Origin of the sequence: Streptococcus sp. CF4-3, from assembly GCF_024295385.1 — a bacterium.
Taxonomy (GTDB): domain Bacteria; phylum Bacillota; class Bacilli; order Lactobacillales; family Streptococcaceae; genus Streptococcus; species Streptococcus infantis_I.
Window position 1 is genome coordinate 199,001 of record NZ_JANCPN010000004.1, and the last position, 11,595, is coordinate 210,595.

Genomic DNA, 11,595 nt, shown 5'->3' on the forward strand with positions numbered 1-11,595 from the left:
GAACACGAAAGTGGGCAGTCATTTTTTTAACCTCTCGAAAAGTTCATGAAATATGATATAATAGAAGCATGGCAAACAAGAATACAACTAAAACAAGACGAAGACCGTCTAAAGCAGAATTGGAAAGAAAACAAGCGATTCAACGAATGTTGATTTCCTTAGCTTTGGCGATCTGTTTAATTTTTGCTGCTCTTAAATGGGGAGCTGTCGGAATCACTGTTTATAACCTGATTCGCTTACTCGTAGGGAGTTTAGCATACTTAGCTATATTCTCTCTCTTGATTTATCTATTCTTTTTTAAATGGATTCATAAACAAGAAGGCTTGCTAGCAGGTTTCTTCTTTATTTTTGCAGGCTTACTCCTCATCTTTCAAGCTTATCTTGTCTGGAAGCTTAGCATGGCAAATGCTATTTTTCAAGGAACAATTGGACAAATCTTTAAAGATTTAACCAGTTTTCAAGTAACCAGTTTTGCAGGGGGTGGCTTGTTAGGGGTAGGTCTCTACATTCCGGTAGCCTTTTTGTTCTCAAACATCGGTACCTATTTCATAGGGGCAATCTTAATCCTAATCGGAGCTCTTTTAATGAGTCCATGGTCTATCTATGATATTGCTGATTTTCTTTCAGCTCGATTTGCTATCTGGATGGAGCGCCGTGAACAGAAAAAACAAGAGCGCTTTATCAAGCGTGAAGAGGAAAAGGCACGAAGAGAAGCAGAAGAGCAAGCAAGACTTGAAAAAGAAAGAGAAGAGCAGGCTTTGCTTGACATGCAGCCTGTAGATATGGAAACTGGAGAAATCTTATCAGACCAACCACTGCAAGAATTTCCTCCACTTAAAGAGGAGGAATGGGTAGAACCTGTGATTATTCTCCCGCAAGCTGATTTTGATTACCCTGAAGAAGGGGACTATCCAGAGGAAGAAGTTTTCTCTGAAGAAGAAGATGATGATGACGAAGAGGTTGAAGTAGATTTTTCTGCTAAAAAGGCATTGGAGTATAAGCTCCCAAGCTTGCAACTCTTTGCGCCAGACAAACCAAAAGATCAGTCAAAAGAAAAGAAAATCGTTCGAGAAAATATCAAGATTTTGGAAGAAACCTTCGCAAGTTTTGGTATTAAAGTGACTGTAGAAAGAGCAGAAATAGGTCCGTCGGTGACCAAGTATGAGGTTAAACCTGCAGTTGGTGTCCGTGTCAACCGTATTTCCAATCTAGCAGACGACTTGGCCTTGGCTTTGGCTGCTAAAGATGTCCGTATCGAAGCACCGATTCCTGGGAAATCCTTGGTAGGTATCGAAGTTCCTAACTCGGAAATTGCAACTGTTTCCTTCCGTGAGCTTTGGGAACAATCTCAAACAAAACCTGAGAATCTTTTAGAAATTCCTCTTGGGAAAGCAGTCAATGGTACGGCTCGTAGTTTTGATTTGGCAAAAATGCCTCACTTACTTGTGGCCGGTTCTACAGGTTCTGGTAAATCCGTTGCTGTTAATGGAATTATCGCAAGTATTTTGATGAAGGCCCGCCCTGACCAGGTTAAGTTTATGATGGTGGACCCTAAGATGGTTGAGCTTTCAGTATACAACGATATCCCTCATCTCTTGATTCCAGTTGTGACCAACCCTCGTAAGGCAAGTAAAGCTCTTCAAAAAGTCGTAGATGAAATGGAAAACCGCTACGAACTATTTGCTAAGGTTGGCGTTCGAAATATTGCCGGTTTCAATGCTAAAGTTGAGGAATTCAACGCTCAATCAGAGTACAAACAAGTACCTCTACCTTTAATCGTCGTGATTGTGGATGAGTTGGCTGACCTCATGATGGTTGCTAGCAAGGAAGTAGAAGATGCCATTATCCGACTTGGACAGAAGGCGCGTGCGTCTGGTATTCACATGATTCTTGCAACCCAGCGTCCTTCAGTGGATGTTATTTCTGGTTTGATTAAGGCAAATGTGCCGTCACGTGTAGCATTCGCTGTTTCTTCAGGAACAGATTCACGTACAATTTTGGATGAAAATGGTGCGGAGAAATTGCTTGGTCGAGGGGATATGCTCTTTAAGCCAATTGATGAAAACCATCCTGTTCGTCTCCAAGGTTCCTTTATCTCAGATGATGATGTGGAACGTATCGTAAACTTCATTAAGGCTCAAGCTGATGCTGATTATGATGAAAGCTTTGACCCAGGAGAAGTATCTGAGTCAGAAGGTGAATTTGGCTCTAGCGATGATGCTGGAGATCCTCTCTTTGAAGAAGCAAAAGCTCTTGTCATCGAGACACAAAAAGCAAGTGCATCCATGATTCAGCGCCGTCTATCTGTTGGTTTTAACCGAGCAACTCGATTGATGGAAGAATTAGAGATGGCTGGAGTTATTGGTCCTGCTGAAGGGACAAAACCTCGTAAAGTCTTACAACAATAAAAAAAATAGCTTCTTTCCGAAACTGGAGAGAAGCTTTATTGTTAAGGGTTTGTTTTATTGTCTGTCGCAACTGTATCAGATTGAGCAACTCCATCAGTTTGATTTTTTGGGACGTTGTTAGAAGCTTGAGTAGTCTCTTCTGATTGAACATTATTGTTTTTATCGTCAACTCCACCATTTGCAGAATTAGTTTCTTGGTTGCTTCCTTGATTCTGTGCAGGTGCATTGGATTCAGCGGGAGCTTCCTTTTGAACTTCCTTGATAATGGTTGTTTGTGGAGTCGTATCTTTATGATCCTTGTTTTTATCTAAAGCATTCATGATAGTGATACTAGCTGTAATCAAACCAAGGATACTGGCTAAAGTTGCAATTGTTTTTTGAAAGACGGTAAAGCCTTTTTTGATATGTTCAGTTTTAGGTTTTGATTTTCTGCGATAGTTAGACATAATTTCTCTCCTTTACCATGATTCATTATACCCAAAATCTTTAAAAAAAACTTAAATGAACCTGAACGGCATTTCTTGTCGCCTGAACTGTTTCGTGTTACAATAGAAGGAGTGATTTTAGAAAGTGTGAGAAACAATGATTTACTTTGATAATTCGGCTACGACCAAGCCTTATCCTGAAGTACTTGAAACTTACATGCAGGTGTCTGCAAAAATTATTGGTAACCCGTCTAGCCTTCATCGTTTGGGTGATCAGTCTACCAGAATTTTAGAAGCTTCTCGTCAGCAGATTGCAGATTTAATTGGTAAGAAAAGCGAAGAAGTCTTCTTTACCTCTGGTGGTACCGAAGGAGATAACTGGGTTATCAAAGGTGTCGCTTTTGAAAAAGCTCAGTTTGGTAAACACATCATCGTGTCGGAAATTGAGCATCCAGCAGTCAAGGAGTCATCTATCTGGCTGAAAACACAAGGGTTTGAAGTAGATTTTGCACCAGTAGATGAAAAAGGATTTGTAGATGTAGCTGCTTTAGAAAATCTACTTCGTCCTGATACAACGCTAGTCTCTATCATGGCAGTTAACAATGAAATCGGCTCAATCCAGCCTATTGAAGCTATTTCAGAACTTTTGGCAGATAAGCCAACGATTTCCTTCCATGTTGATGCCGTTCAAGCTTTAGCTAAGATTCCGACAGAAAAGTATTTGACTGACCGAGTGGATTTTGCGACCTTCTCTAGTCATAAATTCCACGGAGTTCGTGGTGTTGGATTTGTTTATATCAAGTCTGGCAAGAAAATCACCCCCCTATTAACTGGCGGTGGCCAAGAGCGCGACTATCGTTCAACAACTGAGAATGTAGCAGGAATTGCAGCAACAGCCAAGGCACTGCGTCTAGCTATGGAAAGATTGGAATTGTTGACAAGAAAAACAAGTCAGATGAAGTCAGTCATTCGGCAAGCCCTACTCGAATATCCAGACATTTTTGTTTTCTCAGGTGAGGAAGACTTTGCGCCTCATATTTTGACTTTTGGGATTAAGGGTGTCCGTGGTGAAGTCATCGTTCATGCATTTGAAGACTATGATATTTTTATTTCCACAACCTCTGCTTGCTCGTCCAAGGCAGGAAAACCTGCTGGTACCTTGATTGCCATGGGGGTTGAAAAAGATAAGGCCCAGTCAGCAGTACGCGTCAGCCTAGACCTAGAAAATGACATGAGTCAAGTTGAGCAATTTTTGACCAAACTAAAATTAATTTACAATCAAACTAGAAAAGTAAGATAGGAGCATTCATGCAATATTCAGAAATTATGATTCGCTACGGGGAACTTTCAACCAAAGGTAAAAACCGTATGCGTTTCATCAATAAACTACGTAATAATATCTCAGATGTTTTATCTATCTATCCTCAAGTCAAGGTAACTGCTGATCGCGACCGTGCCCATGCTTATCTTAATGGAGCCGACTATGCAGCAGTAGCAGAGTCTCTCAAACAGGTTTTCGGGATTCAAAACTTTTCTCCAGTGTATAAGGTTGAAAAATCCGTAGAAGTTCTTAAGTCTGCTGTTCAAGAGATTATGAAAGACATCTATAAGGAAGGGATGACCTTTAAAATCTCAAGTAAGCGAAGTGACCATAACTTCGAGTTAGACAGTCGTGAACTCAACCAAACTCTTGGTGGAGCAGTATTTGATGCTATTCCAAATGTGCAAGCACAAATGAAAAATCCAGATATCAATCTGCAAGTGGAGATTCGTGAAGAGGCGGCTTATCTTTCCTATGAGACCATTCGTGGGGCTGGTGGTTTGCCAGTTGGCACTTCTGGGAAAGGAATGCTCATGTTGTCAGGGGGGATTGACTCTCCTGTAGCAGGTTATCTTGCATTAAAACGTGGAGTAGATATCGAGGCTGTTCACTTTGCGAGCCCACCGTACACCAGTCCAGGCGCCCTCAAGAAAGCGCAGGATTTGACCCGTAAATTGACTAAGTTCGGTGGAAATATCCAGTTTATCGAAGTGCCTTTCACTGAAATCCAAGAAGAGATTAAAGCTAAGGCCCCAGAAGCTTACCTCATGACTCTGACTCGCCGCTTTATGATGCGGATTACCGATCGTATCCGTGAAGTGCGAAATGGTTTGGTCATCATCAATGGTGAAAGTCTTGGTCAGGTGGCAAGCCAAACTCTTGAAAGTATGCAGGCTATCAATGCCGTAACCAATACACCGATTATCCGACCAGTTGTGACCATGGATAAGTTGGAAATTATAGATATTGCTCAGGAAATTGATACCTTTGAAATTTCTATCCAACCCTTTGAAGACTGTTGTACGATTTTTGCACCTGATCGTCCTAAAACAAATCCAAAGATTAAGAATGCGGAGCAGTATGAAGCCCGTATGGATGTTGAAGGATTGGTTGAGCGAGCAGTGGCAGGAATTATGATTACTGAAATTACCCCTCAAGCTGAGAAAGATGCGGTTGATGAGTTAATTGATAACCTCCTTTAATCAGAAAAACCAGAGGAAAAAATAAAATAAGTAAAAAAAGTTAGTTTATTGTCCTAAATTTGGACGGAAACTGACTTTTTTTCTATTTTTATGATATAATTAGGTAAAATTTTGAATATAGAGAGTTTTCTGACAATGAATCAATCCTACTTTTACCTGAAAATGCGAGAACATAAACTCAAGGTTCCATACACAGGCAAGGAGCGCCGTGTACGTGTTCTCCTCCCGAAGAACTACGAGAAAGACACGGATCGAACTTATCCAGTTGTCTATTTCCATGATGGTCAAAATGTCTTTTACAGTAAAGAATCCTATGTCGGTCATTCATGGAAGATCATTCCTACCATTAAACGGAATCCAGATATCAGCCGTATGATTGTAGTGGCCATTGATAATGATGGCTTAGGACGGATGAATGAGTACGCGGCATGGAAATTCCAAGAGTCTAACATCCCTGGTCAACAGTTTGGTGGTAAGGGAGTTGAGTACGCTGAGTTTGTCATGGAAGTGGTCAAACCCTTTATCGATGAAAACTATCGTACAAAGTCAGACCGCAAGCATACAGCTATGGTTGGGTCTTCTCTAGGCGGCAATATTACCCAGTTTATTGGCTTGGAGTATCAGGATCAGATTGGGTGTTTGGGAGTATTCTCATCAGCCAACTGGCTTCACCAAGAGGCCTTTGATCGCTATATGGAGCGTAAAAAACTATTACCTGATCAACGAGTCTTTATCTATGTTGGGACGGAAGAAGCAGATGACACGGATAAGACCCTCATGGCTGGTAATATTAAGCAGGCCTATATTGACTCTTCTCTTCGCTATTATCATGATTTGATAGCAGGAGGAGTTGAGTTGGAAAATCTCTCACTCAAGGTTCAGGCTGGAGCCATCCACCATGAAATTCCATGGGCAGAAAATCTTCCAGCTTGCTTACGCTTTTTTGCAGAAAATTGGTAAATAGTATAAAGGAGACAGGATATGCATATTGAACATCTTAGCCACTGGAGTGGTCATCTTAACCGTGAAATGTATGTCAATCGATACGGACATGGAGGCATCCCAGTTGTTGTCTTTGCTTCTTCAGGTGGTAGCCACAATGAATACTATGATTTTGGCATGATTAATGCTTGTGCATCCTTTATTGAAGAAGGTCGCGTGCAGTTCTTTACACTTTCAAGTGTGGATAGTGAGAGCTGGTTGGCAACTTGGAAAAATAGCCATGATCAAGCTGAGATGCACCGTGCCTATGAACGATATGTGATTGAAGAAGCCATTTCTTTTATCAAGCATAAGACAGGCTGGTTTGACGGTATGATGACAACAGGATGCTCTATGGGAGCCTATCACGCTTTGAATTTCTTCCTCCAGCATCCAGATGTCTTTACCAAGGTTATCGCCCTCAGTGGTGTCTATGATGCTCGTTTCTTTGTTGGAGATTACTACAACGATGATGCTATCTATCAAAATTCACCAGTAGACTATATCTGGAATCAAAATGATGGTTGGTTTATCGATCGTTACCGTCAGGCTGAGATTGTCATCTGTACAGGACTAGGTGCTTGGGAACAGGATGGCCTTCCTTCTTACTACAAGTTAAAAGAAGCTTTTGACCAAAAACAAATTCCTGCCTGGTTTGCAGAATGGGGGCACGATGTTGCCCATGACTGGGAATGGTGGCGTAAACAAATGCCATATTTCCTCGGTCATATGAGTCTATAAAAGGAGTTGCTTATGAATTATCTTGTAATTTCACCCTATTACCCACAAAATTTTCAGCAATTTAGTATTGAGCTAGCCAATAAAGGAATCACAGTTCTAGGGATTGGGCAAGAACCCTACGAACAACTAGATGAACCATTACGCAATAGCTTGACGGAGTACTTCCGAGTTGATAATCTTGAAAATATCGATGAGGTTAAACGAGCAGTTGCCTTTCTTTTCTATAAGCATGGTCCAATTGACCGCATTGAATCACACAATGAATACTGGCTAGAGTTGGATGCTGCCCTTCGTGAACAGTTCAATGTTTTTGGTGCCAAACCAGAAGATCTCAAGAAGACCAAGTTCAAGTCTGAGATGAAAAAACTCTTCCAAAAAGCTGGGGTACCAGTTGTTCCAGGTGCTGTCATTGAAACAGAAGCAGATGTTGACAAAGCTGTGAAAGAAATCGGTCTTCCCATGATTGCAAAACCTGACAATGGAGTAGGTGCGGCAGCAACCTTCAAACTAGAAACAGAAGATGATGTAAACCACTTTAAGGCTGAATGGGACCATTCAACCATTTATTTCTTTGAAAAATTTGTTACCTCTAGTGAAATCTGTACCTTCGATGGTTTGGTAGATAGAGATGGGAATATTGTCTTTTCAACTACATTTGACTATGCACATACACCCCTTGATCTCATGATTTACAAGATGGACAATTCTTATTATGTTCTTAAAGATATGGATCCAAAATTGCGTAAATATGGTGAGGCTATTGTCAAGGAATTTGGTATGAAAGAACGTTTCTTCCATATCGAGTTCTTCCGTGAGGGTGATGATTATATTGCCATTGAGTACAATAACCGTCCAGCGGGTGGCTTCACTATTGATGTCTATAACTATGCGCATTCCTTGGATTTGTACAAGGGCTATGCAGCTATCGTTGCAGGTGAAGTATTCCCAGAGTCTCCATTTGAAACCCAGTATTGCTTGGCAACATCTCGTCGCGCCAATGCTAACTATGTTTATTCAGAAGAAGACTTGCTCGCTAAATATGGTCAGCAGTTTAAAGTAAAGAAAATCATGCCGGCAGCCTTTGCTGAATTGCAAGGAGACTATCTCTATATGCTTACGACTCCAAGTCGTGAGGAAATGGAGCAGATGATTAAGGATTTTGGTCAGCGTCAAGAATAATCGAAATTAGGACTTAACAAAGGATGTTTGTTAGGTCTTTTTTGTAGACTTGAAATAAAAGCGTTTTCCCCTTAGATTCTTTTAGAAAATCTGTTGCTAAAAGGTTTAAAAATTGATAGAATAGGGATTGTCTAAAAAATATTAAGGAGAATCTATCAATGGATTTCACATGGGCAGTCAAATATGCCACTGAATTTTTGGGAACAGCTATCTTGATTATCTTGGGTAATGGTGCAGTTGCCAACGTTGAACTTAAAGGTACGAAAGGTCACCAAAGTGGCTGGCTCGTTATCGCTGTTGGTTACGGTATGGGGGTTATGATTCCAGCTTTGATGTTTGGTAACGTTTCTGGTAACCATATCAACCCAGCCTTCACTCTTGGACTTGCAGTTAGCGGTCTCTTCCCTTGGTCACAAGTAGCCCAATACATCATCGCACAAGTGTTGGGAGCAATCTTCGGACAAGCCTTGGTTGTTGCGACTCACCGTCCCTACTACTTGAAGACAGAAAATCCAAATAACATCTTGGGAACTTTCTCAACAATTTCAAGTATCGACCACGGAACAAAAGAATCACGCTTCGCAGCAACTGTGAACGGATTTATCAATGAGTTTGTTGGGTCATTTGTTCTTTTCTTCGCAGCACTCGGTATGACAAAGAACTTCTTTGGTGCTGAATTGCTTTCTAAAGCCCAAGGATTGATTAATGACCAAGTGGCACAAGCGACTGCTCAAGGTCAAACAATTCCTCAAGAACAAGTAACAGCAGCTCTTGAACAAGCAAAAACTCAAGTGGCTCCATTCTTGTCACCAGGTCTTGGTATCGCACACTTGGCACTTGGTTTCCTAGTAATGGCCTTGGTAACATCTCTTGGTGGACCTTCAGGACCAGGTTTGAACCCAGCTCGTGACTTTGGACCACGTCTTCTTCACGCAGTACTTCCTAAATCAATCCTTGGTGAACACAAGGGTGATTCAAAATGGTGGTATGCTTGGGTACCAGTAGTTGCACCGATTGCTGCTGCTATTGCCGCTGTAGCACTTTTCAAATTACTTTACCTATAATATTTAAAAACTGGGTTTTCCCAGTTTTTTCTTTTTATTACAGTTGTGTCTTTTAGAATTAAAGGGTGAAATCGTCAGACTTTTTTCATTTTAAATCAAAAGATGTAAATATGGCAAAAATATGGTAAAATAGAGTATTAAGTAAACGTTAAAAAGGAATATTATGCGTAAAGAAATTGCACCTGAATTATACAATTACAATAAATTCCCTGGTCCAGAATTTCATCTATCTGGAGATAAAGTCGAGGCTGAAGGTTTCACCTTCAACTTGGTTGAAAATAGTAAGGAAGCCTTTGATGCAACAGCTTTTACTCAACGCTTTTCGGAAGTTTTAAACAAGTATGATTATATTGTAGGAGACTGGAGCAATGAGCAGTTGCGCTTGCGAGGATTCTACAAGAATGAGCGAGCTGAAGAATCTCTCGAGAAAATCAGTCGTTTACAAGATTACCTACTCGAGTATTGTAGCTATGGATGTGCCTATTTTGTCTTAGAAAACGAGACACCGAAACGAGCACCATTTGACCAAAAAATGCGCAAGAAAGAAGAAGAGAAAGACAACCGTAAAGGGAAAAAGTCTTCTCAAAATAAGAAAAAAAATCATACAGACAAGAGAAATAGACGTCGCCGTAAAGAACAGAAACCTCAGAATGAAGAAAAGGGACAACGTCATTTCGTCATCCGTAAGAAAGACTAGAAAATAAGGAGAAAAGATGAAACCGTCGATTTATAGTTTAACTCGTCAAGGAATGCAAGAATGGGTCTTAGAGCAAGGAGAAAAGAAATTCCGAGCGGATCAAATCTGGGAATGGCTTTACCGTAAACGTGTTCAGACATTTGAAGAAATGACTAACTTGTCTAAGGATTTGATTGCCAAACTCAACGAGCAGTTTGTAGTCAATCCCTTGAAACAACGTATCGTTCAAGAGTCAGCCGATGGTACTGTGAAGTATCTCTTTGAGTTACCAGACGGTATGTTAATTGAGACTGTGCTTATGCGTTAACACTACGGCTTATCAGTCTGTGTAACGACTCAGGTAGGTTGTAATATCGGTTGTACCTTCTGTGCGTCAGGTTTGATCAAAAAGCAACGGGACCTCAATAACGGAGAAATTGTTGCCCAGATTATGTTGGTTCAAAAATATTTTGACGAACGTGGTCAAGATGAGCGTGTTAGCCATATCGTTGTTATGGGTATTGGAGAACCATTTGATAACTACAATAACGTTTTGAACTTTATTCGTACCATCAATGATGATAAGGGAATGGCAATCGGTGCTCGTCATATCACCGTATCAACCTCTGGCTTGGCTCATAAGATTCGTGAGTTTGCCAATGAAGGAGTCCAGGTTAACCTTGCTGTTTCTCTTCATGCTCCAAACAATGAACTGCGTTCAAGCATTATGAAGATTAACCGTGCCTTTCCAATTGAAAAACTCTTTGCAGCGATTGAGTATTACATCGAAACAACCAACCGCCGTGTAACTTTTGAGTATATCATGCTAAATGAAGTCAATGACGGAGTCGAACAAGCGCTTGAGTTGGCAGAATTGCTCAAGAACATTAAGAAATTGTCATATGTCAACTTGATTCCTTACAACCCGGTCAGTGAGCACGACCAATACAGTCGTAGTCCGAAAGAGCGTGTAATGGCCTTCTATGATACTCTCAAGAAAAAAGGTGTCAACTGTGTTGTTCGTCAAGAACACGGTACAGATATCGATGCAGCGTGTGGACAGTTGCGTTCAAATACTATGAAACGTGATCGCCAAAAAGCAGTAGCTGAAGTAAATCCATAAGATGAATCGAAAAACATTACTAAGCCTGGGAATCGTGTTATACAGTCTTTGTATCGTCTGTTTTTGTTTTACTCCCCAGCCTCAACTTCCTACAGGAGTGGTAACTCCAGGTATTCAAACTTTTGGACGCCTGGTTTTTCTTTTGACGCCTTTTAACTCCCTTTGGAATCTGGGAGAAGTAACTAGCCCTATACAACTATTTTGGATTTTTTTACAAAATGCTTTAAATATCCTCTTGCTCTTCCCTTTAATTTTCCAGCTTCTCTATCTTATACCTGCACTAAGAAAAACGAAGCGTGTGATTTTGTTTAGCTTTTTATTGAGCTTGGGAATCGAATGCACACAGCTAGTTTTAGACTTTTTCTTTGATTTCAATAGGGTCTTTGAGATTGATGATTTATGGACCAATACTTTGGGTGGCTACCTAGCCTGGGTCCTTTATAAACTACTACATAAAAACAAGATAAGGAATTAA

Annotated in this window: 10 protein-coding genes and 1 pseudogene; 10 read left to right on the forward strand and 1 reads right to left on the reverse strand. The window is 40.6% G+C overall.

Going from position 1 to position 11,595, the window contains the following annotated elements:
* Positions 1–119: 119 nt before the first annotated feature.
* Positions 120–2,408, forward strand: a complete 2,289-nt coding sequence (locus NML75_RS05445; protein ID WP_441348913.1) for a DNA translocase FtsK — start codon at positions 120–122, stop codon at positions 2,406–2,408.
* A gap of 41 nt (positions 2,409–2,449) precedes the next feature.
* Here the strand turns inward: NML75_RS05445 and NML75_RS05450 are convergent, their stop codons facing one another.
* Positions 2,450–2,854, reverse strand: a complete 405-nt coding sequence (locus NML75_RS05450; RefSeq protein WP_254804240.1) for a DUF6556 family protein — start codon at positions 2,852–2,854, stop codon at positions 2,450–2,452.
* A 136-nt stretch (positions 2,855–2,990) separates the two neighbouring features.
* Between NML75_RS05450 and NML75_RS05455 the strand changes: the two genes are divergently transcribed.
* The 9 genes and pseudogenes from NML75_RS05455 to NML75_RS05495 all read left to right on the forward strand — a co-directional run bounded on the left by NML75_RS05455 (position 2,991) and on the right by NML75_RS05495 (position 11,595).
* Positions 2,991–4,133, forward strand: coding sequence for a cysteine desulfurase family protein (locus tag NML75_RS05455; RefSeq protein WP_254804241.1), 1,143 nt, complete (start codon positions 2,991–2,993; stop codon positions 4,131–4,133).
* Between the two features lie 8 nt (positions 4,134–4,141).
* On the forward strand, positions 4,142–5,356 hold the full coding sequence (gene thiI, locus NML75_RS05460) for a tRNA uracil 4-sulfurtransferase ThiI (protein WP_254804242.1): 1,215 nt from the start codon (positions 4,142–4,144) through the stop codon (positions 5,354–5,356).
* Positions 5,357–5,491: 135 nt separating this feature from the next.
* Positions 5,492–6,316, forward strand: coding sequence for an alpha/beta hydrolase (locus tag NML75_RS05465; protein ID WP_178894803.1), 825 nt, complete (start codon positions 5,492–5,494; stop codon positions 6,314–6,316).
* Positions 6,317–6,337: 21 nt separating this feature from the next.
* Entirely contained in the window at positions 6,338–7,078 is a 741-nt protein-coding gene (locus NML75_RS05470) for an esterase family protein (protein ID WP_254804243.1), read from the forward strand.
* Positions 7,079–7,090: 12 nt separating this feature from the next.
* A complete protein-coding gene (locus NML75_RS05475; protein ID WP_254804244.1) occupies positions 7,091–8,257 on the forward strand; it encodes an ATP-grasp domain-containing protein in 1,167 nt (388 codons plus the stop codon).
* Between the two features lie 158 nt (positions 8,258–8,415).
* Positions 8,416–9,321 (forward strand): aquaglyceroporin Gla, encoded by a 906-nt coding sequence (gla, locus tag NML75_RS05480; protein ID WP_004253806.1) that lies wholly within the window; start codon positions 8,416–8,418, stop codon positions 9,319–9,321.
* 163 nt (positions 9,322–9,484) lie between these two features.
* Positions 9,485–10,018, forward strand: coding sequence for a YutD family protein (locus NML75_RS05485; protein WP_004253808.1), 534 nt, complete (start codon positions 9,485–9,487; stop codon positions 10,016–10,018).
* Between the two features lie 16 nt (positions 10,019–10,034).
* A pseudogene (rlmN, locus tag NML75_RS05490) lies at positions 10,035–11,120 on the forward strand (23S rRNA (adenine(2503)-C(2))-methyltransferase RlmN).
* Between the two features lies 1 nt (position 11,121).
* Positions 11,122–11,595: a VanZ family protein gene (locus tag NML75_RS05495; protein ID WP_254804245.1), complete on the forward strand. Its 474-nt coding sequence runs from the start codon at positions 11,122–11,124 to the stop codon at positions 11,593–11,595.

Bases quoted from the DNA above. Each gene is read 5' to 3' on its own strand.
- NML75_RS05450 (WP_254804240.1), bottom strand. From the start codon at position 2,854: ATGTCTAACTATCGCAGAAAATCAAAACCTAAAACTGAACATATCAAA.
- NML75_RS05455 (WP_254804241.1), top strand. From the start codon at position 2,991: ATGATTTACTTTGATAATTCGGCTACGACCAAGCCTTATCCTGAAGTA.
- thiI (WP_254804242.1), top strand. From the start codon at position 4,142: ATGCAATATTCAGAAATTATGATTCGCTACGGGGAACTTTCAACCAAA.
- NML75_RS05465 (WP_178894803.1), top strand. From the start codon at position 5,492: ATGAATCAATCCTACTTTTACCTGAAAATGCGAGAACATAAACTCAAG.
- NML75_RS05470 (WP_254804243.1), top strand. From the start codon at position 6,338: ATGCATATTGAACATCTTAGCCACTGGAGTGGTCATCTTAACCGTGAA.
- NML75_RS05475 (WP_254804244.1), top strand. From the start codon at position 7,091: ATGAATTATCTTGTAATTTCACCCTATTACCCACAAAATTTTCAGCAA.
- gla (WP_004253806.1), top strand. From the start codon at position 8,416: ATGGATTTCACATGGGCAGTCAAATATGCCACTGAATTTTTGGGAACA.
- NML75_RS05485 (WP_004253808.1), top strand. From the start codon at position 9,485: ATGCGTAAAGAAATTGCACCTGAATTATACAATTACAATAAATTCCCT.
- NML75_RS05495 (WP_254804245.1), top strand. From the start codon at position 11,122: ATGAATCGAAAAACATTACTAAGCCTGGGAATCGTGTTATACAGTCTT.